Raw genomic sequence first — 22,877 nt, 5'->3', positions numbered from 1 at the left:
ACGGTTCAAGCGGTTCCTCTCGACCGAATGACCCTCACTGACAGGAACCGATACACCACCAGGCAGGCAAACAACAGCAAGACAAGCTGAACCCCTCGCCACGCGGCGCGGTCGGTGACGCGATCGGCGACCGACTCACTCTCCAGGAGAACCCGCCTCGCCTCGCTGGATACTTCCGCCAGGCGGCGTGTCACAGGTCCGTCGTCAACAAGACTACGCAGATCCGCAACGAGTCCTTGAAGCCGGGTGGCCGTTTCGGTCAGGGCTTCGGCCGTTCGTCGGTAGTCATTGATGTCATACGGTGCGGGCTGGCTCGTCGACACGTTCGATTCCGGCCCATTGTCGATCGCTGCCGCGGATTGAACGGTGGAATCCGATACCGCGCCCCGTTCGTCACCCGGCGCGGTCGAATCTGATTGAAAACTGGCCACCATCTCCTCAATTGATTTCGCAGTCCCACTCCACGCATCCCCGGCCGCCGCGACGCTTCGGCCGGCCAACTCGATTCGTTCGCTCAGTTCGCGAGCCTCCTTGAGCGTCTCCTGGATTTCTGACTGCCGCGCGTCGATCTCCTCTACCACCGAACTGAGCTCTCGACGCAAATCTTCTGGGAGCTTCTCCGCGACCGTGGCCAGGCGCTCGGAGCTTTCCGAAATCTTCGTCATGCCGGTCACGGTGCTCTTCACGCTGTCCAGGTCCTCGGCCTCCAGCATCAGCAGTTGCGTCTGGAGTCGGGCGTCGGCCGCGAGGCCCTGAACCACGTCAGTCAGGTGGGCTGCCACGACCGTGAATCCCTTGATCGCTTGTGCTGATTCATCGATTCCGCCGAGCCAGCGAAATGGAACCAGCGGAATCGCAAGCACGCCCTGGAGCACCTCGTCCTTCTGCGACTCAACCATCGTCTGCACCTGCGATCCGCTGAATTCACCGTGAAGCGGATGATCTCGGGCAACAGCGTAGATGCGATCGTGGATCTCCGTAAGACGATCCGCCGAGAGAACCAACGGGGCGAGACGGCTGATGTCATCTTCGCAGGTGTCTGCCGCATCGATGGCAATTTTCTGATGAGGGCCGAAGAGATTCTTGCCGTCGCCCTCGGTGAGGTAGAGGCGCATTCGCACCGCGAGCACCCAGAGGTCGACGAGCCCGGCGATCGGGTTGTCCTGATTGATGGCGTCGCGCGACATCGGCAGAATCCTCATTTGCCAGATAAGCGTCAATCGCTTGACTCGTCGGCCGCCCTCGGCTTCGACGAGAAGGTCGCAGGCCCGTCGAATCGTCGCTTCAAAATTGTCCTGTCCGGCCTCGAGCTTGTCGCGCAGCTCCTCCTTGGTGACGCGCTCCGTCGTAGCGGCGCCAAGCTGATACTGTGAGCAACCGCCCGCCATCCCCGGAATTGCAAATAGGCAAGCTCCCAGAATTGCGCGCGCGATGGATGATGATTTCATGGGCCGCACCTCGTGGCGCGAATCATATCAGGAACCAGGCTGAAGCGCGAGGTCGCGCTCCGGGTTGGAATAGAGCGTCGGGCGCTCGCCGAGGTTTTCGGCACGAACCACGTCGAGCGGAAGGCCGCCCTCCCCTGCCTTGCGCGGGAAGTGATCTCCCGCCAGTTCGGCGACATGACCGTCGGCAAAACCGACATTAGCCATCCCCACGCGGCCGGAGTGGCGATAACCCACACGAAGATTCTGATCGCCGAGCCGGGTGCGCTCCTGATTTCCTGTATAAAGACCGTCGGCAAGAGCGATGAGGCGCGAGGGCCATTTGATCATGCTGAAATGATTGGGACCCATGAATTTTCCGTCAGGGTCCGGCCCGTAGCCGACGGATCCGGTGAAATGCACGTTGGGAATGAAGCTGGCCGGGCGACCGATCGGATTGTCACCGTTGATCCAGTATCCGACCCGGACGATCTTCCCGAACCCCTGATCGGGAATCGTGCTGGCATACACGTGTGACAGTGTCATGACAGCGGGCCAGTCCATATAGCCCTTGGGATTCTCAGGATTCGTTCCGGTCTGGGTCCCCGCCATCCCGGCAACGTTGGCCGTGCTCGGGCAGCAAAATGGATTGCCGGCGATTTCCCGCGAGCCCACGATGAAATTCCCCTTGTCGAGAATCGGCCCCCAGCCGTCCAGCGGGCTTCGCACCGAAAAGCTCACGCCCTTGAGGTTGTACGACGGAATGATGGAGTCGTCCGCGCCGGCCCCATAGGCAAGGATTCCCGACATCAGCGAGCGAATGTTCGACTTGCAGACCAGGCTGCGTGCGTCGCGTCGCGCGCCGGAAAGCGACGGCAGGAGAATCGCCAGCAGCAAGGCAATCACGCCGATGGCGACGAGCAGTTCGATCAGTGTCAGTCCGCGTTTCTTCAACGATCAACCGTTCGTCAGGAGTAAAATGAACTGCTGCACGTCCGCTGCATCGATGCGTCCGTCCTGATTCATGTCGGCCAGTGACGGCGGGCAGCCCGGAAATGCCGTTTCGTAAGCGTCCTGGTCCACCACGGCCAAAACGAACGGCTGAACATCCATGAGGTCGACAACTTCATCGCAGTTCAGATCGCCCAGTCGATTGATCGGCACGTCAAACCTTAGCACGCGACTGTTGTTCGTGTCCGCGACATAGACGTTTCCGGCGAAATCGAGCGCGACACCCGTTGGACCGAAGAGGCCGTCGGCATCAGTGGCGAAGAATCCAAGACCGTGATTGACGTCCGACGAGGACAGACTGCCCAATTGCCCGAAGACCAAATCCGGCGAGGCATCCGCCGCCGCATCAAGATAGACAAGGACTCGATTGTTCCCCGAATCCGCAACAAAAAGATCGCCCGCCCCATCCACGATCACGTCGATCGGTAGCTCCAGACCAGCAAGCGTGCCGCCGTTGTCCGGGGCATTGCTGTCGAGGTCCGGCTGACCGTAAACGGCATCAGCGGTCGTATCGGTCACGAGCGGATCGTCAAAACGCAGCACGCGATGATTGTTCCAATCGGCAACATAAAGCGCTCCGGACGCGGAGAGAGCCAGGCCGATCGGATTGAAGAGATTATCAGAGGACGCGAGGTCGCCAAATTTCTCAGTACATGTGCCGTCGTTGTTCTTGACGCGACAATTAAAGTCGTCGAATTGCCCGAGCACGAGATCGGCCGCCGGCAGGTTCGTCGTCGGGTTCGTGTAATGCAGCACCCGGCTGTTCCCGGCATCGGCGACCCAGACATCGTCGCCGCTCACTACGACGCGGCCCGGAAAAAGAATCGACTGCGCCGTGGCGACGTCCACGCCGGTAAATCCCCCGCCAAGATTCGCATCCGCATGTACAAAGTCCGGCTGACCGATGACCAGGTCCGCCGCGCCGGGCGATCCATCGGTCAACGGGTCGTTGAATTTCAGCACGCGATTATTGAAGGCGTCCGCGACCCAGAGATTACGATCGCCGTCCACCCAGACCCCCTGCGGGAGAAACAGACTTGACGCGCTGAGTCCACCATTGTTCGGGACGGCACTCACAAAATCCGGCTGGCCGATAACCATGTCGGCCGGCGCGCCGTTGGCAAGAAGCCGCGCCGTCGGCCAACTCAACACGCGATGATTATCGGGGTCGGACACGTAAATTCTTCCGTCGGGTGAAACAGCCAGGTGTGCGGCGTTTGAAAGCGCCAGATTCGCCGCCGTCGGACTCCCGACCGGCGGGTTGGGCGCATTGTCGACGAAATTACCCTGCCCCAGCACGCCGTCCGCCGTGGTATTTGCGCCGGTCGCAGACGTGATCGCGCCAATGGCCATGATAATTGTTAAGAAAATTCCCCCGAATCGGCGTCCCCTCATGACTGAGTCCTCATTGGGTCAAGGCTCGCCCGACTATCGCTGCAGGGCGAATCGGCTTGACTGGGTCTGCATTCAATAGTGCCCGCGATGCTATGTCGATGGCCAATGCCGGTCAAACGGGAGGGGTTCGGCGGCGAGACAATCGCCCCGATTTTTTGAATGATCCTGCGCGAGTCGATATCATGAAGAGAGTCGCCCTTTCGACCCCAGAGGATCCAGCGTCATGGCTGTCGCCCCCAAATCCGACACGATCAGCTTTGAATTAAACGGGCGGTCCGTCACCGTCGAGGATATTACCGACCTTTCGCTGCTCGACCTGCTCCGCGATCGACTGGGCATCACTTCGCCGAAGGACGGCTGCCAGCCTTTGGGTCAATGCGGCTGTTGCACGATTCTCATCGACGGCAAGCCGCGCCTATCGTGCACCATGAAGGCCTCAATGGTCGCCCAAAAATCGGTGACGACTCTCGAAGGGCTGCCCCCCGAAACACGAGCGCAAATAGCCGATTGCTTCGTGCATTCCGGCGGCGTCCAATGCGGATTCTGCATCCCCGGCTTCGCCATGCGCGGCCACGCCCTTCTCGAAAAAACCCCCTGCCCCTCGCGCGAAGAGATCGCCGGCGACTTTCGAGCCCACCTCTGTCGCTGCACCGGCTACACCAAGATCATCGACGCCGTTGAACTGCTCGGAAAAGTCCGGCGCGGCGATCCCATGCCCTGCGAACGCGCCGAGCCCAACAACGGTCAACCGGCTGCGGCCTACGGCGGCGTCGGCTCGCGGCTGTCTCGATACAACGGCACCGATTGCGTCCTCGGAGAACACCAATACATCGACGACATCGCCGTCCCGGGCATGGCCTTCGGCGCCATGCGCTTCAGCGATCACCCGCGAGCCCTCGTCAAGCGCATCGACACCTCGGCGGCCCTCGCACTTGAGGGCGTTCTATCCATCGCAACGGCAAAAGACGTCCCCGGAGATCGCTTCGTCGGCCTCATCGTCTCCGACTGGCCGATCTTCATCGCCGAAGGCGAAGAAACGCGCTGCGTGGGAGACATCCTTGCCGCCGTCGCCGCAATAGACGAAAAGACAGCCCGACGCGCCGCCGAATTGATTGAAGTGGAGTACGAGGTGCGCACGCCGGTCTCCACCCCCGAAGATGGACTGAAGCCCGATGCCCCCAAAATTCACCCCGCCGGAAACCTTCTCTCAAAATCTGCGTTAGTTCGTGGCGACATAGATGCCGCCTTCGCCGCCAGCGCCCACATCGCAGAGGGCACATGGGAAACGCAGCGCATCGAGCATATGTACCTCGAGCCCGAGGCCTGCATCGCGATGCCCGTCGATCTCGACGCCGACGGCAAAGCGCCCGCCCGCTCGTGGACTGAGACGATGAAGCTGTCCACCCGTGGGCCGCGCGAAAAACTGGGACTGCACTTCCTCTCCCAGGGTCAGGGAATCTTCGATGATCGGCGACAGGTCGCCAAAGTTCTCGGCTGGCCCATCGAGCGCCTGCACGTCGAGCTCGTCTCCAACGGCGGCGCTTTCGGCGGCAAAGAGGACATGTCGATTCAGGCCCAGACCGCGCTGCTGGCCCACCTCACCGGCCGACCGATCAAAACAACCCTCACCCGCCCCGAGAGCCTGCGCCTCCATCCGAAGCGCCATCCGGTCAAGTCGCAGCTCAAAGTCGGCTGCGATAAAGACGGGCGCATCACCGCCCTGCGCGCCCGGATCATCGGCGACAAAGGCGCCTACGCCTCCGTCGGCGCAAAAGTCCTCGAACGCGCCGCCGGTCACGCCGCCGGCCCCTATCGCATCCCCAATATCGATATCGAGGCCCTGGCGGTTTACACCAATAATCCGCCCTGCGGCGCGATGCGCGGCTTCGGCGCCAATCAGTCCGCCTTCGCCGTCGAAGGCTGCCTCGACATCCTCGCCGAAAAGGTCGGCATCGACGGCTGGGAAATCCGCAGCCGCAACATCCTCGAACTCGGCGAACAGTTCTGCACCGGCCAGCGTCTCACCAAACCCTTCGGCCTGCGCAAAACGCTTGAAGCGGTGCGAGACGCCTATCGCGGAGCAAAGTTCGCCGGCATCGCCTGCGGTATCAAAAACGTCGGCATCGGCAATGGCCTGCCCGAGCACGGCCGCGCAACCCTCACCGTCGAGAAGTCCGGGCGCATCACCATCCGCACCGGCTTCACCGAAATGGGCCAGGGCCTCTTCACCGTCCTCATTCAGACGGCCGTCACCGAGACCGGGCTGCCCGCCGAGTTCTTCGATGCCCAGGCAGATACCACGCACGCCATCGACTGCGGCCAGACGACCGGCAGCAGAGGCACCGTCCTCGGTTGCTACGGCGTCCAGCTCGCCGCACGAAAGCTTAAATCCGACCTCGACGCCGGTAGCGGGCTCTCCGATCTCATCGGAAGGGTCTACGAAGGCGAGTGGACCTGCTACAAGACCGACAAATTCGGCGCCAACGTGCCCGATCCCAAAACACATTTGACCTACGGCTTTGCCACCCAGGTCGTCATCCTCGACGACGAAGGTCGCCTGAAGAAGGTAATCGCGGCCCACGACGTCGGCCGTGCCATGAACCCGACATTGGTGGAAGGTCAGATCGAAGGCAGCCTGCACATGGGCCTCGGATACGCCCTCACCGAGGACTTCCCCTGCGAAAATGGACGACCTTCCTACGAAGACGTCAAAAGCTGCGGCGTCCTTCGCGCCCATCACATGCCGGAGTTGGAAATCATCCTCGTCGAAGAGCCCGACCCCGAAACGCCGTTCGGCGCCCGCGGTGTCGGTGAGATCGGTCTCGTGCCGACGGCCCCCGCCGTCGCCGGCGCGCTGTATTCGTTTGACAAGATTCGCCGCACCCGACTCCCGATGAAAGACAGCCCCGCCGCCCGGGCAATTCTCGGGCCAAGGAGTAAGTAACCAGGAATCTGCATCGCCGTATTTCCTGGTCGGCAAAGTTTGATCGATGTATAATTAGCTTGGATCGCTGCAATTCGAGAATCGTTTATGGACTATCGACAGATCATCACGCTGGAACCTGGAAAACGCGGCGGCAAGCCTTGCATTCGAGGGCTGCGCATCACCGTCTATGACATTCTCGATTATCTTTCCTCCGGGATGAGCCACGAGGACATCCTGCGTGACTTCCCTGACCTCAAGCCATCCGACATTACCGCCTGTCTGAGCTTCGCGGCTGATCGTGAGCGTCATCTTCAGGCAGTTGCTAAGTGAAACTCTTATTCGATCGGAACCTCTCCGATCGACTTGTCAAAGAACTCGAGCTGCCTTTTCCCGGTTCGGCTCATGTTAGAAACGTAGGGCTGGCCGCTGCGGCAGACTCGGAGGTTTGGCAATACGCTCGAACAAATGGATTCACCATCGTGAGCAAAGACTCGGATTTCCACGAACGGAGTGTGATGGAGGGATTCCCGCCCAAAGTTATTTGGATAAGGCGAGGTAACTGCTCAACCGACATGATCGTGGAGATCATGCGATCGCATCAGCGCGTGATTCAGGAGTTTGACCACGATAAGCAGGCGTCTGTCCTTGTTCTCTATTGATTTGGGGACTCGAAGCAAACCGTTTTCATCGTGAGCCCGCCCATGAACCCCTTCGTCTCCATCTTCCGCTCGCTCGCTCGCCAGGTCGAACAGCGCCGGCGCGTCGCTCTCTGCACTGTTGTCGGTTCCTACGGCTCAACCCCCCAGGCCGCCGGCGCGGCGATGCTCCTACACGAGAACATGACCACTGAAGGCACCCTCGGCGGCGGATGCGTAGAGGCCGAAGTCCGCAAGCGCGCCCTTGAATTGCTCCAGCGAGACGAGTCTTCCCTGCTCACCTTCAAGCTCGACCACGACTACGGCTGGGACGATGGTCTCATCTGCGGCGGAACCATGCGTGTCGCCGTGACGCCCATTCGCAGCGAAGAGCAAGCCGCTCCTTTCGCCGAGGCCGTCCACCTCCTCGAAAAAGGGCTGAGCGTCGATGTCCCCCTGCGCGTCGGTGAGGCCGACAAGCTGGAAGAATACCGCCTCCACATCGAAGCCCCCGCCCGCCTGATCATCGCCGGCGCCGGCCACGTCGGCTGCGAAGTCGCACGCCTCGCCGTCCCGCTCGACTTCGACGTCACAGTCATCGACGACCGCGCCGACCTGTGCGGTCCGTCGCGCCTGCCCCCGCCCATCAGCGCCGTCGTCGGAGATATCGCCCAAACCCTTTCCGCCCAGCCCATCAACGAAAACACCTACGTCATCGTCGTCACCCGCGGCCACAATCACGACGAGCAGGCCCTGCAAGCCGTCATCGACAGCCCGGCCCGCTACATCGGCATGATCGGCAGCAAGCGAAAAGTAAAGCTCATCTTCGACGACCTCGTCGCCCTCGGCGTCGACCGGGCCAGACTCGATCGCGTCCATGCCCCCATCGGCCTGTCCATCGGCGCCGTCACCGTCCCGGAAATCGCCGTCAGCATCATCGCCCAGCTCGTCGAGGTGCGCCGCAAGGACAAGCCCACCCGCGTCGATGGCCCCTTTCCGGTCGATGGTCCCCCCGCTGCGCGCACCTCGCCGACTCAGGTACAATAGCCTCCATGTCGCGCCGCGTTTTTGCTCTCGTTCTCGCCGCCGGACAATCGCGCCGCATGGGCCGCCCCAAGCAGCTCCTCCCCTATCGCGACGGGACCATCATCGAGGCCGTCCTCGACGCCGTCCTCGATTCCAGCGTCGACGGTCTCTGCGTCGTGGCCAATCACGAGGTCCACGAGTTCCTCGGCGATGACCTGCCCGAGCGATTCGTCATCGCCCGAAACAACAACCCCAAGAGCGAGATGCTCGAGTCCGTCCAGATCGGCGTGCAGACCATCCTCGAGGAATTCGAAGCCGCTGATGATGACGGCGTCATGGTACTCCTCGCCGATCAGCCCCAGGTCTCCGGCGGGCTCATCACCACCTGCGCCGAGGCCTGGCGACTCCCGCGCAAAAGTCCGCCCGGCATCCTCATCGCCACCTATCGCGGCCGTCGAGGACACCCCACCGTCTTTTCAATCGACGTGCTCAAGAAAATCGAAGGCTGGCCCGCCACCCGCAAGCTCAGCGAGCTCGCCCGACTGCACGCCGACGCCGTGCGCGAGCTGCCCATCACCACGGCCCCGATGCCGCTCGACGTCAACACACCCGAAGACTACGAACGCCTGCAGGACTCCTGATCGCCCTCGCGGTGCGGCCCGGCCCCGGCCCGGCTATGATGACGCTTATGTCAAGCGATTATGACATCATCGTGATCGGCGGTGGACACGCCGGCGCGGAGGCGGCATGGGCCGCTTCGCGCATGGGCGCAGCCACCCTCATGCTCACGATGAATTGCCGTGCCATCGGCCGCATGAGCTGCAATCCCGCCATCGGCGGCATCGGCAAGGGCCAGATGGTCCGCGAGATCGACGCCCTCGGCGGCTTAATGGGCCTCGCCACCGATCGCGCCGGCATCCAGTTTCGAATGCTCAATCGTCGCAAGGGCCCCGCCGTCTGGGCACCGCGCGCTCAGTGCGATCGGCACCTCTACGAATCCGCCGTGCAGGACCTGCTCGCCGAGTGTCCCAACCTCACCATCGCCGACGGTCTCGTCGAGTCAATTGACGTCGCATCGATGACTGCCGCGCAATCGCATGACCAGATCGCAAACGGAGTGCGCACTTCGCATCGCATCACCGGCATTCGCCTCGCCGACGGACGTCGCTTTATCTGTCGCCGGGTCATCGTGACAACCGGCACCTTCCTGCGAGCCCTCATGCACTGCGGCGAACGAAAGACGGACGGCGGTCGAATCGGCGAAGGCGCCGCAACCGGCCTCAGTGGAGTCCTTACGTCTTTAGGCTTCGAGCTCGGACGCCTAAAGACCGGCACGCCCCCGCGCCTCCACAAGGACTCAATTGACTACGATCGACTCGAGGTCCAACCCGGCGACAGCGTGCCCGCGCCCTTCTCCTACATGAATGACCGCATCGACGCACGCCAGGTCAATTGCTGGATCACCTGGACCGGTCCCACTGCCCACGACCTCATCAAGGCAAACCTCGATCGCGCCCCCATGTACAGCGGGCAGATCACCTCCACCGGCCCGCGCTACTGCCCCAGCATCGAAGACAAGGTCGTCCGCTTCGCCGACAAAAGCGAACACCAGATATTCCTGGAGCCCGAGGGCTACGACAGCGAGCGCATCTACTGCAACGGCATCAGCACCAGCCTCCCCCCCGACGTGCAGGAGCCGATGGTCCACAGCATTCCCGGGCTCGAGCGCGCCAAGATTCTCCAGTGGGGCTACGCCGTCGAGTACGACTATGTACCCCCCCACCAGATCAGGCCGACCCTGGAGACCAAGCCCGTCGCCGGCCTGTACCTCGCCGGACAGATCAACGGCACCAGCGGTTACGAAGAGGCCGCCGGTCAGGGACTCATGGCCGGCATCAACGCCGCCCTCTCCCTCCAGGAGCGCGAGCCCATCGTGCTCGGCCGCGACCAGGCCTACATCGCGGTCATGATCGACGACCTCGTCACCAAGGGGACCATCGAGCCCTATCGCATGTTCACCAGCCGCGCCGAGTACCGCCTGCTCCTGCGTAGCGACAACGCCGACGCCCGATTGACCCGGCTCGGCCGCGAGATCGGTCTGGTCGACGAAGCCCGCTGGCTCCGCTTCGAAACCAAGCAGGCCACCATCGCGGCGATGAACCATTGGTGTCGCACCCATCGCATCGACGGCAAGAGCATGTCCGAGTGGTTCGGCCGCACCGATCTCGATTGGGGTGGAAATGAAAGCGACGCGATGGCCACGCTCGTCGCCCGCAGCAAGGCGGCCATGACCGACGACCTTCGCGCCGCCGGAGAATCACTGGTCGATCAGGCCATTGAATCCGTGAAGATTGAGACGAAGTATGACGGCTACGTCCGGCGACAACTACGAGAAGTGGAAAAGCACCGCAAGGCCGAAGCCTTCCGCATCCCCGAGGGCTTCGACTTCTCCAGCCTGCGCGAACTGCGCTTCGAGGCCCGCGAGCGCCTGACCACAATCAACCCTCGCTCCATCGGCCAGGCCCAGCGCATCAGCGGCATCACCCCGGCCGACATCGCAGTGGTCATGCTCTACCTGGAGCGACAGCGGCGATCGCGCGCTCAGCTCTGATCGGTAATCGGTTTCGTCGGACTGACTCCCCCGAAGAGCGTCTTCGCCCCCTTGGGAAAGAGCTGCCGATACTCCTCCACCCCCTGAATATCGAACAGATTGAGCAGCCCCGACATCTCCAGCAGGTGCGTGATGTTCTCGGGAACCAGCCGCAGGAACATGGCACAATCCCGACCGCGAAGCGTCTGCTGCGCCGCGACCAGCGCACCGAGCCCCGCCGACCCCATGTGCTCGACACCCGACATATCCAGATCGACGTCGAAGAACGCGTTCTCAAGCTCACGCCGAAACGCCGGCGACGTGGTCGAATTGATCTGACCGCGAACCACCAGTGTCCGCCGCGGGAGATTAAGCGTCTCGCGCCATTCCATCGAAATACCCGCCGGCAGGTTCGCCACCGCCCCCACCGGGAGCTTCGCCCGCGTCCCGCCCAGCGTCGATTCCCCGGCCGTCGGCAGCACGATGAACATCCGCTCTTCGCTGTTCTCGTGAACGCGTATCTCCACATCCGGCGGAACTTCGATCCCCGCCTCGACCAGTGTCTCGCGCGGCCGCGCGATCAGCGCCGCCCGGAAGGTAGCGTCGGTGCAGGATCGCTCGATCACGCGCTGCAGCGGATTGGCCTTCATGCGTGGCCTCCCTTCTGCGCCTGAGCCGAAACCAGCGGCGGCAGCACAAGATGAATCACCCGATCGCTGTTTTCGACGATTTGCACGTCAAGTCCGTCAGGCATGATGACCCCCGCCTCGGCAAGCGTGGTCTGCGGCGAATCGACGAGCTTCCGACGGACAGATGCGTCGGCCACGGCTTGCTGGATAAGTCGGGCAAATGGTGTTTTCGCGCCCAGCGCGGTCAGATAGCCATCGAAAAACCGCCGGACGCTCCGCCGTAGTGAGACCTTTTCCGCCATCAACCACCCTCCGATCCCGTGAGGATAACGCATCCTTCATGTGAACCACAAGGAAAGAGTTCGGCGGATCATGCCTTGAGGACCGCCTGTCAGCCATGGGTGAGGACCAGTGAGGCCCTGGGGCTCAGGACAGTTTGCTGTGGCTCCGAATCGTTGACTCAAGCGCCCCGGCGGCCTCGCCGGCGAGTTCATATCCGATCCGTAACGTGGGCTTATTGATCTGGATGATCCGGGTCAGATCTATCGGAGTGCCCACAAGGACCAGATCGCAGGGCGTCGCGTTGACGGTCGCTTCAAGATCGGCGATTTGCGACGGACCATAACCCATGGCGGGCAGGACGTCGGTCAGATGGGAGAACTTCTTGAACACCTGCTTAATCGAGCCTGCGGCGTATGGGCGGGGATCGACAATTTCTGCCGCTCCGAATTGCTGCGCCGCAATGTAACCTACCCCATATCGCATTTCGCCATGCGTAAGCGTGGGCCCGTCTTCAATAACGAGGACGCGCTTTCCACGAATGCGCCCAGAGTCCTTACAGATGATGGTCGAATCGCCGTACATGATTCGAGCTTTGGGATTCATCAGCCCGGCGTTCGCCTCGATCGTTGCGATGCCATCCTGCGACGCCGTGTTCACCTTGTTGATCAGAATCACATCCGCCATTCTGAAGTTCGTCTCGCCCGGGTAATACGCAGCCTCGTGTCCCGGTCGGTGCGGGTCCGCAACCGTCACAAGTAAGTCCGGCTTAAAGAACGGCGTATCATTGTTGCCGCCGTCCCAGAGAATGACGTCCGCTTCTGATTCCGCCGCGGCGAGTATCTTGTGATAGTCCACGCCTGCAAAGAGCAGATTGCCGGCGCCGATATGCAGTTCGTACTCCTCGCGCTCCTCGATCGTGCAGTCAAATCGATCCATATCGGCAAGCTCGCCGAAGCGCTGGCAAATCTGCTTCCTTAAATCGCCGTAGGGCATCGGATGCCGCACCACCGCGATGCGCTTGTCCATCGAACGAAGGATCTCTGCGACGAACCGCGTGGTCTGGCTCTTGCCGCACCCCGTCCGGACGGCGCACAGGGCGACGACCGGCTTTTTCGACTGCAACATCGTCTTTTTCGTACCGATCAGGCCGAAGCTCGCGCCCGCCGCGTTGACGCGCGATGCCATGTGCATGACATAGGTATGCGGCACGTCGGAATAGGAAAAAACAGCCAGGTCGATGTCGTGGCTGCGAATCAATGAGTCCAGCTCCGCTTCGGGAAAGATCGGAATCCCCTTCGGGTACAACTCACCGGCCAGTTCGCTCGGATAGCTGCGGCCCTCGATATTGGGAATCTGCGTTGCCGTGAAGGCGGCCACCTCATACTGCGGATTATTCCGATAGCAGCAATTGAAATTATGGAAATCGCGGCCTGCCGCCCCGAGGATCAGTACCTTCATGGCGTCACCTCTCTTGGACAATTCTAGTCCCAGAGGTTGACCCGCAATTCGCGTGCCCGGTACGGGTCCGCCCGGTCACTCAATCATGCGGCCGATCTGATTGACCGCCAGCGATCCCGCGTACGCCAGCACCGACATATAGGCGAACATCAGAGCCGGCCACTTCCACGAGCCCGTCTCTTTTTTCACCACCGCCAGGGTGCTCACGCACTGACAGGCCAGCACATAGAAGACCATGAGGCTGATCCCCGTCACCGGCGTCAGCACAAGCGTCCCGTCCGGCCATGTCGCCGCGGCGAGTTGATCGCGCAGGGCCACCGAATTCTCGTCCGCCTGCCCCACCGCGAAAGTGATCCCCATCGTCCCGACGAACACCTCTCGCGCAAGAAACGAGGTCATGATGCCGATGCCGATGCGCCAGTCGAACCCGAGCGGCTTGATGGCAGGCTCGATGAACTTGCCCAGCCGGCCGATGTAGCTGTGCCGAAGCCGCTCAGAAGCAATGAGTTGCTCGCGATCCGCCGCCCGCGCCTCGACATCCCCCCCGGCGGAATCAGAAGCCAGCGTCGCAAGCCTCGCTTGAGCCTTCTCGGAAAACTCCGAGGGATCGGTGCGCGGAAAATAGGACAACGCCCACACCACAACGCACACGGCGACAATGACCGTCCCCGCGTTCGTCAGAAAGAGCTTGCTACGATCCCACGTGCTGCGTAATAGCGCCGAGAGCCTCGGAAGCCGATACGGCGGCATCTCCATGATGAACGGCGGCCGAGGCCCTGCGAACAGCGTGCGTTTGAAGAGCATCGCCAGCACCAGCGCCGTGATCGTCCCCAAGGCGTACATCGAAAACATCACCACCGCCTTGAGCATCGTGCGATCCGCGAAGACGGCCGCGACCACGATGAGATACACAGGCAGCCGCGCCGAGCAGCTCATGAACGGGGCGACCATGATCGTCGTAAAGCGATCGCGCCGATCTTCAATCGTCCGCGTCGCGAGAATCCCCGGAATCGCGCACGCATAACTCGATAGCAATGGAATAAAACTTTTCCCGTGCAACCCCACCTTCGCCATGACCCGGTCCATGATGAACGCCGCCCGGGCCATGTAGCCGCTATCCTCCAGCGCCCCGAGGAACAGAAACAAAAAGCATATCTGCGGGAAAAAGCTGAGGACGGCCCCCACCCCCGCAATCACTCCGTCCGCCAGCAACGATCGAAGTACCCCCTCGGGAAGTTGGGCGGAAATCGCCTGTCCCAGGGCCAATTGTCCGGACTCAATGAGCCCCATCAACGGCTCCGCCCCGGCGAAGATCCCCATAAAAAGCAGGAGCATCACCGCTGCAAAGATCGCCGGGCCAAGCACGCGGTGCGTGACGATTCGATCAATTCGATCGCTGCGACCCCCCGGTCGCGCCGTCGGAGACCCGACTGTTTCCACTGATTGGATTTTGAGGAGGTTTTCGGAGATCCACTCGTAACGAGCCTCAATGGCGACGCTCGCCGCCTCGGGCAAAACCTTTCCCAGTTTATCTGCCTCACGCCGCAACATTTCAGAATGCTCCGGCGCAAGTCGCGAGAGAAACCGCTCAGCCGAACGGCGACTGGGCACATCACCCGAGAGATAATCCATCAACCACAACAGCGCGCCGGCACGAACAGTAACTTCGGGAATAACCCCACTGTCCCGCAGGCCCTCGGCGATTTGTGCGATGGCCTCCTCGAAGCCCGCGGGAAGGGCAAACCTGCGCTCAGTCTGCACGGCCGATGACGACACCGAAGCAAGGGCGTGCTGCAGCGCGTCGATTCCGCGTCGCGTCGTGGCGACCGTCGGGACAACCTGAACGCCGAGCAATCTCGATAGGTTGCCTGCGTCAACTTGAATCGCGCGCTTCTCCGCCTCATCAATCATGTTGAGCGCAATCACCACCGGCCGGCCGAATTCAATGATCTGCGTGGCGAGGTAAAGCTGCCGTTCGAGATTGCTCGCATCGACCACAATCAGGACGGCGTCCGGCGCGGGAATGCCGGTGATCCGCCCCTGAAGAACGTCGCGCGCAATCTCCTCATCCGGTGATCTCGCGGAAAGGCTGTAAACCCCGGGAAGATCAATGAGCGTCGAGTCCGTCCCGATTAACTTTCCCTCGCGCCGTTCAACCGTGACGCCGGGATAGTTCGCGACCTTCATGCGCAAACCAGTCAGGACATTGAATATCGTGGTCTTGCCGGAATTGGGATTGCCGACAACGGCGATGCGAAGTGACGTGTGGGCGGCGTCTTTCACGCGGGCATCAGGCTGATTCGAGCAGGACGACCCCTGCCTCGGCCTTGCGGACACTTAATCGATAACCGCGAAGCTGGAGTTCGATGGGATCACCCAGCGGCGCCACGCGGATCATTTCGACGATCGTTCCCCGGGTAAGCCCAAGCTCAAGAAGTCGATGCCGAACTGACGGCTCACCCAAAAGCGCGGTGATTCGCCCCCGGTCACCTGGTTTCAAGCTCGCCAGCGAACGACACAACTGATCTGTCTCGACTACTGCTACCACAAAACAAACCTTTCCGGCGCGGTAACCGACCCAGCCGGGGCCGCGCAACTGAGACTCATTCTCAATTAAGCGTACTTCAGAATGGGACCCCCGTCAATCAAATTTTGCCGCTGCAATCTTAGTGGGATCGCAGGGGTGAAACCGGCCGGTTTCACCCCGGTTGACGGGACCATCAACCAAGCTTGGGCTGCGGACCGACCGAGCGACCGGTGCTGCGGGGAGATTCCGATTCCAGCCCGAGCTTCATCTTCATGATCCGCCCGACTTTGAACTTCACCGTTCGCTTTTCCGGCACTTCAACGCGCTCCAGCGTCTTGGGATTCTGAGCGACCCGCGCAGCGCGGACCCGGCTCTCAAACACGCCAAAGTCTCGAAATTCCAGCCGGTTTCCCTTGCCCAGCTCCTCGACGATATCGTCGAGAAAGCTCTGGATAATCCGCTTGACCACGACACGCTTGTTGCCCGTACGATCGGCGATCCTGTCGATCAAGTCCTTCTTGGTGACAGTGGTCATTTTTTGTCCCTACTTCAACGAGGCCAATGCTTTGCGAAAACTAAAAGAGCCCATGGGGGCGGCCAATCTCCGTAGAACTCTCAAGCCCGTCTGACCGGCCCGAAGGCGAATCGACGTTCCCGGCCGCGACGGCCGAAAACACCATAACTTATACTACAGCAACTAGTTCCCGCTCCGCAAGGGTTTTGTGAATACTCTGCCGGAGGCGATTCCTTTTCCTGCCCCAAATCCCCGCAGAGCCCCTAGAAAACGAGAAAACAATAGACGGAAAATTCGTAACCTATGTATTGCCAATATGTTAGAGCATACATACGACTCGCGAACGTACTTCTGAAACAGCATTTCGTCACTATACGATGCCGATCTCCACTCCCCTTCGCCATGCCGGCTTGTTCCTAGCCATATGGGCTTTTCGTGAATGAGATCATTCGAGGGAACAATTCAAACTCATCAATCGCAGCACCTGCTTCCTTGTGGCGGACGCGCCTCGTGATCGCGGCGGCCTCGGTACCCTCAAACATCAGGACAGAAAGAAAGTGCCATCTGGTTGGCAGCAACGATTCGCCGGCGCGCGGATTCATCTATTACCTCCTTCACATGCCCGCCTGTCGCGCTTCCAATGGCGGCATGCGGTGTAATCTGCGAGCCCGTTTATAATGGCCATGTCAAGGCGTTGCGCCATAATTGTCAGGGGGTGGAAAGGCGGGTAGGGCACGTGTCCGCGGCACCGATTGAGCTTTTGGACGGAATTCATCTCCTGGCGGTCTCGGTCGTTCACACCTATTGGGCGGCACTCGGGCTTGGAGGAACAGTTCTGATCGGCAGTCTGCTCATGGGCGGACTGGGCGGCGATGCCGACGGCGATGTCGATGCCGCCGCGGACAGCGGTCACGATGTAGGACATGATTCGTCGCATCATGACAGCGGCGCAAGAAGCGCACCCGGCATACTCAGCCCGATGATGCTCGCATTCTTCCTCGTCTGCTTTGCCCTGGTCGGTCTCATGCTCACCGAGTGGCAATCCCATTGGGGAAGCGCTTCTCTCGGTCCCGCCATCGGCGCAGGTATCGCTGTCAGCCTCGTCCTGCGAAAGGCGGTCGGCATTATTTACGCCGGCGCCGACGGCGGTAATGAGCCCAGGCCCGGTGACGAAATTGGACTCGAAGCGGAGGTGCTCAGCGCCATCAGCGCTAAAGGCCTCGGCACCATCGCCTATATTGTCCGCGGCATGCGCTATACACGCGCTGCCAGAAGTGCGACCCAGCATGAGTTTCGCACTGGCGATCGCGTCGTCATCACGCGCAGCGATAAGAACGTCTGCACGGTTGCGCCGTGCAGTGATCAGTCACGTTCGTAGAACGGGTCGGAGACCGTAGGGAGACTATATAATGAATGCGTCTGCAACGATTTCGCTACTCGCACAGGCTGCCCCCACCGTCAGCGGTTGGCTCGCAGTCGGCATGATCATCGGACTGCTTTTCTTCGCCGTCATATTCTTTTACTCGTGGCGATACAAAAAAGTCGGTCCCAATCAGGCGATCATCATCTTCGGTCGAAGGGGCGCCAGCGGTCCTCGAGTGTGCAAGGGCGGCGGCTCCATCGTCTGGCCGATCGTCGAACGCGGCGAAATCATCTCACTCGAGTTGATGACGATCGATGTCACCACGGAAAAGATTTACACGGCAACAGGCGTATCAATCAACGTCGAGGCGACGGCCCAGGTCAAGATTCACGGCGACGAAGTGAGCATCAAGACGGCGTCCGAGAGATTCCTGTCGATGCCGACGAATCAAATCATGGATGTTGCGCGGCAGACCCTGGAAGGCCACCTCCGCGCCATCGTCGGCACCCTGACCGTTGAGCAAATCTACAAGGATCGAGACGCATTCGCGTCAAAGGTCCAGGAAGTGGCAACCGGCGACTTGGCCAACATGGGCCTCGCCATCGACAGCTTTACGTTGCGAGACATCCAGGACGCCGAAGGCTACCTCGACGCACTCGGCAAGCCGCGCACCGCGCAGGTCAAGCGCGACGCCATCATCGCCGAAGCCGAAGCCAAGCGTGACGCCGACATCAAGGCGGCGCAGGCAAATCAACTCGCCCGAGAGGCCGAATTCGTTGCCAACGCCAAGATTGCCGAGGCCCAGCGCGATTATGAAATGAAGCGGGCGGACTATCAGGCGTCTGTCAACCTGAGAAAGGCCGAAAGCGACCTCGCCTATGATCTTCAAAAGAACAAAACGGCCCAGTCGGTCAAGGTCGAAGAGATGAAAGTCCAGATCATCGAACGCGAGAAGCGTGTCGAACTCGAAGAGAAGGAAGTTCTTCGCAAGCAACAGGAGCTACTGGCCACAGTCCGAGCCTCAGCCGAAGCCGAGCGATTCCGCATCGAGGCAATGGCCCTCGCCGAAAAAGCACGACTGCAGGCTGAAGCCGAGGGCCGCGCCGCCCAGGAAAGAGCCATCGGCGAAGGTCAGGCCGCCGCCACCAGGGCTCGCGGTACAGCCGAAGCCGAGATCATCCGCGCAAAAGGTGAAGCCGAGGCCCTGGCCATGGAGAAAAAAGCCGAAGCATGGCAGGGCTACAACCAGGCAGCCGTCATGGAGATGGTCGTCAAGGCGCTCCCTGAGTTGGCGCAGGCCATCGCCGGACCGCTTTCAAAAACGGACAAGATCACCATTGTCTCCACCGGCGGCGACGGGCACGGGGCCGGTGCGAGCAAACTGACCAAGGATGTCACCGACATCATCTCGCAGTTGCCGCCCATCATCGAGGCCCTCACCGGAGCCGACCTAGCGGAAATCATCCGCGGCCTGCCCGGCCTCAAACGCGGCGACGTGTCTCCTGCCGGAGGCGACAGTCGGACGTCCGCCTCAGGTGGTTCGGACACGGCAATCAAGCCGCAGGATGGCAAGCGGGCATAGTCACAACGCTTTCTCAATCCCATACTGAATGCGGCCCACAATCGCCGGAGGGAGGCTCTCCGCGCGCAGCCGTGGTTGAGCGTGGACCGGGACAACCGGTCCACGCTTCAGTCCGGTGGACGAGGCGGGCTCGGCACATTTGCGAGCAGTGCTTGCTTTCGACTATCCTCCACGCCCTTAGAAAACAGCCCAAGCCACTTGGGCCGCCACCGGAGAAGTTTGATGCAAGTTCGATTTGACTGCCCCGCCTGCAAAGAGTCTCACGTGCTGGACATGCCCGAGACCACGATTCACATGACCTGCTCCGCCACCGGCAAGCACCTCGAACTACGCCTCGGCCTCGGCGGCGAGGTCAAGAGCAAGATCGTCGGCGACCCGGAAGAATCGACCGTCGACGCAACGGAAGACAAATAGCAAATCAACGGCTCACCACTTTGGCCCGAGAGGTAATCGCGCGTGTCAGACTTTGCCTGCAGCACTCTCGCCAGTTCGAGCGCGACCGTGGTCACCGTCTCCGGTCAGATCACCTTCGCCGAGGCGTCAGACTTCAGCGCCCATCTCGCCCGCGCCATCTCCGACAAGCCCCAGCGCCTCGTCCTCGATTTCTCCGGAGTGACCGTCATCACCAGCGCCGGCATCGGCGCCCTGCTCAAACTCCATCAGGATGTCTCAAAGTGGGATTGCCAGCTCTGGCTTGTCGGCCTCCGCCCAGGCGTGGCGGAAATCATCACCGGCAGTCGCCTCGATCAGATCCTCGACATCGCCGCCTCGATCGACGACGCCCTCAGCGACTGACAAGCGCCCTTTCGCGCCGCCTCAATTCCCCAGCAGCAATCCGACAAACGCATCGATGTCTCGGGCATCTACATACCCGTCCGCGTTGACATCCGCGCTCGTTGCCGGGCACCCCGGATACTGCGATCCATACTCCCCAAGGTCCAGTAGCGCGAGCGAGAAAGCGGCCACATCATCAAACCCGATCCCGCTGCTGCAATTCGCGTCCCCGCGCAGTGGAATGATCACCTCAACATACTGATCACCCGCCTGCGACGTCATGTCCGGCGCGATGCCCAGATCCGACGGCCACGTCGGCACGGACGGCAGCCATTGGTTGCTCACATATCCCCCGCCCTCAACCACAAAAGCCGCCAGTCGCAGCGTCGTCCCCGCCGTCCCCGCGATGCCGAGGTCGGCATAAGGAATCAGCATGTCGAAGCCGCTCGTCGCCGTCTCCGCCCCGGCCGCGTCGAGCTCGGTCACGCCCGCCGCATTGCCGTTGTGCATGCCGACCTGCAGACCGTTGGGATTCACCCCGCCGCTCAGTAGCGCCGATCCGTTCGCCACCACCCCCTGCCCGCGATAGGTCTTCACACCCGGCGCACCCGTCGGAAGCGCAACTTGATCCACATACATCGTGCCCGACGGCGAATTGATGAAGAAAAGCTGGTCCGGCGCAAACCCCGGATCGAGCTGCAAACCCGTGAGCAATTGCAGCCCCGCCGGCGGCGGCGAAAGCGTACTGGTGTTCAGCACATTCTGTCCGCCCGGAATGCTGTCAATCAATAGCGCCATCGCCGTCCCGTTCGCCGACAGATTCCCCGTCAAACTCACGCGTAGTCCGTTCGCCTGCAGACGCACAAACATCTGATCCAGCTCGCACGCATTATCCCCAAGCCCCGTCGGCGTCGTCTGCGTCGCTACCATGCTCACCGGCCCCAGCTTCTGCGGAATGAACAGCCCGTCCAACTCGGCCGGCGCAGGCCCGATCGGCGTCGCGTTGATCGCCAGAATATTATAACCATACGCCGGCATGTTGATCGTGTACGCCGCCTTGTTCGCGTCCGTCAGATTGGTAAACACGTCGCCGGTCACAACATCCTGAACCGTCGTGCTCCCCCCGGGAATCTGCAGATTGGACAGATTGAGCGTCGTGTTGAATGACGAATTCCGAATCCGCGTCACAACCAAGAGCGTCTGCTCCCCCACCGCATGCCGCAGAAACACCCACGACCGCGTCGTGTTCGACGTCACAGGTATGTAAGTCCCGTACTTCAGCGCCGCGCTCGCCTTCCGCGTCGCGATCAGCGTGCGATAAGTCTCCAGCACCGATCCCGGAACCCCCTCCTGCTCCTCGACGCTGCGGCCGTCGTTGTTCTGCGAGTAGCGACCGTTGTACGCCCCGGCATTGAGAATCCAGTAGTTCGACATCGGCGGGCCCGCCACTGCGTTCCACTTGAACGGCTCGCGCATGGGAATGTCGTTGGCGTCGCTCCCGAAGTTCCCCTTCACCCCCAGCATCGCCAATTCGTCGCCGTAATAAATCATCGGCGTGTACGGCTGTGTCATCAGGATGGCAGCCGCCAGCTTCGCCTTCGCCAGGCTCCCGCCGAACGTCGAAGCCAGCCGGTCCACGTCGTGATCGCCGATGATCGCCATCGCCGCTCGTCCCGGCGGCACGTTCGCCGTCGTCAGTGTCATCCGGTCATACAGCGGCGTGGCCGTCTCGTTCGAAAGCGCATCGCGCGCCGCGAATTCAAATGGCTTCGTCATCCCCGCGTCGAAGCCAAGCAGCATTTCAACCCCCGTAATGCCCCAGTCCGCCTGCTCGGCAAACGTGAACACATGCGGGTTCACCTCGCGCAGCGCCTGCTTCCACGGAAACCAGAAGTCATCCATGTTGTAGCCCCACCCATTGGGGCCGCTGCCGTATCGCTGCCAAACATGATCGAGCCGATATCCGTCAATCCCGTCCGACGGATCGCCGTCGTTGTTCGGGTCCAGCCAGTGCTTCGCCCACTCGGTGACCATGTCAAACGGATTCGCGTCGTTCAGGTTCCAGTGAATGAAGCCGACGCTGCTGCCGTTCCACGTGTTGTAAGTCGAGCCGAGGTAACTGGTGTTCGACCCATTCGTAAACGCCAGCCAGTTGTCATAAGGGCTCGCAGGGTTACCCGATGCGTTCTGATACCACGCCGTCTGATGGCTGATCCCGTAAACCACGAAATCGAGGAACACCTTGATGCCCCGCGCATGCGCCGCATCCACAAACGCCAGGAACCCCGCCTCATCCCCAAACCACGGATTAATCTGATCCGCCGCGCCGTGCTGATACCCGTGATACGCCGGCGATGGAAAGATCGGGTTCAACCACACCGCCGTAATGCCGAGCCCCTCAAGGTAATCGAGCGAAGCGGTCAATCCCCCGAAATCCCCGAACCGCTGGGCGTCATTGTTCGAATCGCGATAAGCGATCGGCATGATGTGGTAAAAGACCTCTTCGCGAATGTCGCGAACAATCGGCGTACCAGCTTTCGCCGGCGTACAATTCATCGAAAAGGCGGCGAGAGCAGTCAGAATAATGGTCAGTATCTTCAAACGGCACCAAAGGGGTTGAGTTCAGGAGTGGTCAGACCGCCCGGTGTCAGGCGTCTCAAGGTCGCTTCATCTCAGCTATCGACCATTTTAACCCCCTGGACCCTGTCATTCAAACGTTTTACTAGGCGATTCCGTGGGAC

Annotated in this window: 21 protein-coding genes; 10 read left to right on the top strand and 11 right to left on the bottom strand. The window is 61.2% G+C overall.

Translation table 11 applies throughout. The features are described from left to right. Positions 1-5 precede the first annotated feature (5 nt). The 3 genes from HS101_13800 to HS101_13790 form a co-directional block, all read right to left on the bottom strand. A complete protein-coding gene (locus tag HS101_13800; protein ID MBE7507339.1) occupies positions 6-1,388 on the bottom strand; it encodes a hypothetical protein in 1,383 nt (460 codons plus the stop codon). 87 nt (positions 1,389-1,475) lie between these two features. Beyond that, positions 1,476-2,378, bottom strand: a complete 903-nt coding sequence (locus HS101_13795; GenBank protein MBE7507338.1) for a prepilin-type N-terminal cleavage/methylation domain-containing protein — start codon at positions 2,376-2,378, stop codon at positions 1,476-1,478. 3 nt (positions 2,379-2,381) lie between these two features. Then, positions 2,382-3,788, bottom strand: a complete 1,407-nt coding sequence (locus tag HS101_13790) for a hypothetical protein (GenBank protein ID MBE7507337.1) — start codon at positions 3,786-3,788, stop codon at positions 2,382-2,384. A gap of 265 nt (positions 3,789-4,053) precedes the next feature. On the opposite strand from HS101_13790, the gene HS101_13785 reads away from it, so the two are divergent. The 6 genes from HS101_13785 to mnmG all read left to right on the top strand — a co-directional run bounded on the left by HS101_13785 (position 4,054) and on the right by mnmG (position 11,028). Then, entirely contained in the window at positions 4,054-6,774 is a 2,721-nt protein-coding gene (locus tag HS101_13785; GenBank protein ID MBE7507336.1) for a molybdopterin-dependent oxidoreductase, read from the top strand. An 87-nt stretch (positions 6,775-6,861) separates the two neighbouring features. After that, positions 6,862-7,086 carry a DUF433 domain-containing protein gene (locus HS101_13780; GenBank protein MBE7507335.1) on the top strand — a complete coding sequence of 75 codons (225 nt, stop codon included), beginning with the start codon at positions 6,862-6,864 and terminating at the stop codon, positions 7,084-7,086. After that, positions 7,083-7,415 (top strand): DUF5615 family PIN-like protein, encoded by a 333-nt coding sequence (locus HS101_13775; protein ID MBE7507334.1) that lies wholly within the window; start codon positions 7,083-7,085, stop codon positions 7,413-7,415. Before HS101_13780 ends, HS101_13775 begins: the two co-directional genes overlap by 4 nt. 42 nt (positions 7,416-7,457) lie before the next feature. Next, positions 7,458-8,438, top strand: coding sequence for an XdhC family protein (locus HS101_13770; GenBank protein MBE7507333.1), 981 nt, complete (start codon positions 7,458-7,460; stop codon positions 8,436-8,438). Between the two features lie 5 nt (positions 8,439-8,443). Beyond that, a complete protein-coding gene (locus tag HS101_13765) occupies positions 8,444-9,058 on the top strand; it encodes a nucleotidyltransferase family protein (protein ID MBE7507332.1) in 615 nt (204 codons plus the stop codon). A 38-nt stretch (positions 9,059-9,096) separates the two neighbouring features. Beyond that, positions 9,097-11,028, top strand: a complete 1,932-nt coding sequence (gene mnmG, locus HS101_13760) for a tRNA uridine-5-carboxymethylaminomethyl(34) synthesis enzyme MnmG (GenBank protein ID MBE7507331.1) — start codon at positions 9,097-9,099, stop codon at positions 11,026-11,028. On the opposite strand, the gene HS101_13755 is transcribed toward mnmG, so the two are convergent. From HS101_13755 to HS101_13725, 7 genes are all read right to left on the bottom strand, one after another. After that, on the bottom strand, positions 11,019-11,657 hold the full coding sequence (locus tag HS101_13755) for an STAS domain-containing protein (protein MBE7507330.1): 639 nt from the start codon (positions 11,655-11,657) through the stop codon (positions 11,019-11,021). The genes mnmG and HS101_13755 overlap by 10 nt on opposite strands. Next, on the bottom strand, positions 11,654-11,938 hold the full coding sequence (locus tag HS101_13750) for a hypothetical protein (GenBank protein ID MBE7507329.1): 285 nt from the start codon (positions 11,936-11,938) through the stop codon (positions 11,654-11,656). The genes HS101_13755 and HS101_13750 overlap by 4 nt, the downstream gene beginning before the upstream one ends. A gap of 124 nt (positions 11,939-12,062) precedes the next feature. Further along, positions 12,063-13,376, bottom strand: coding sequence for a GTPase (locus tag HS101_13745; protein MBE7507328.1), 1,314 nt, complete (start codon positions 13,374-13,376; stop codon positions 12,063-12,065). Between the two features lie 75 nt (positions 13,377-13,451). Continuing rightward, positions 13,452-15,659, bottom strand: a complete 2,208-nt coding sequence (gene feoB / locus HS101_13740; protein MBE7507327.1) for a ferrous iron transport protein B — start codon at positions 15,657-15,659, stop codon at positions 13,452-13,454. Positions 15,660-15,666: 7 nt separating this feature from the next. Next, entirely contained in the window at positions 15,667-15,885 is a 219-nt protein-coding gene (locus HS101_13735) for a FeoA domain-containing protein (GenBank protein ID MBE7507326.1), read from the bottom strand. 211 nt (positions 15,886-16,096) lie between these two features. Beyond that, a complete protein-coding gene (locus tag HS101_13730; GenBank protein ID MBE7507325.1) occupies positions 16,097-16,438 on the bottom strand; it encodes an integration host factor subunit beta in 342 nt (113 codons plus the stop codon). A 395-nt stretch (positions 16,439-16,833) separates the two neighbouring features. After that, positions 16,834-17,019, bottom strand: coding sequence for a hypothetical protein (locus HS101_13725; protein MBE7507324.1), 186 nt, complete (start codon positions 17,017-17,019; stop codon positions 16,834-16,836). A 134-nt stretch (positions 17,020-17,153) separates the two neighbouring features. Between HS101_13725 and HS101_13720 the strand changes: the two genes are divergently transcribed. From HS101_13720 to HS101_13705, 4 genes are all read left to right on the top strand, one after another. Continuing rightward, positions 17,154-17,795, top strand: coding sequence for an NfeD family protein (locus tag HS101_13720; GenBank protein MBE7507323.1), 642 nt, complete (start codon positions 17,154-17,156; stop codon positions 17,793-17,795). Between the two features lie 31 nt (positions 17,796-17,826). Next, positions 17,827-19,362, top strand: coding sequence for a flotillin family protein (locus tag HS101_13715; protein MBE7507322.1), 1,536 nt, complete (start codon positions 17,827-17,829; stop codon positions 19,360-19,362). A gap of 222 nt (positions 19,363-19,584) precedes the next feature. After that, entirely contained in the window at positions 19,585-19,776 is a 192-nt protein-coding gene (locus tag HS101_13710; protein MBE7507321.1) for a hypothetical protein, read from the top strand. 42 nt (positions 19,777-19,818) lie between these two features. Continuing rightward, complete coding sequence (locus HS101_13705; protein MBE7507320.1) at positions 19,819-20,157, top strand: STAS domain-containing protein; 339 nt, start codon at positions 19,819-19,821, stop codon at positions 20,155-20,157. Between the two features lie 21 nt (positions 20,158-20,178). On the opposite strand, the gene HS101_13700 is transcribed toward HS101_13705, so the two are convergent. After that, positions 20,179-22,692 carry a hypothetical protein gene (locus HS101_13700; protein ID MBE7507319.1) on the bottom strand — a complete coding sequence of 838 codons (2,514 nt, stop codon included), beginning with the start codon at positions 22,690-22,692 and terminating at the stop codon, positions 20,179-20,181. Positions 22,693-22,877 lie beyond the last annotated feature (185 nt).

The sequence above is a fragment of the Planctomycetia bacterium genome (genome assembly GCA_015075745.1).
In the GTDB taxonomy this organism is placed as follows: Bacteria; Planctomycetota; Phycisphaerae; order UBA1845; family UTPLA1; genus UTPLA1.
Note: the sequence above shows the minus strand (reverse complement) of the source record. Positions and strands in the feature narration are given on the sequence as shown.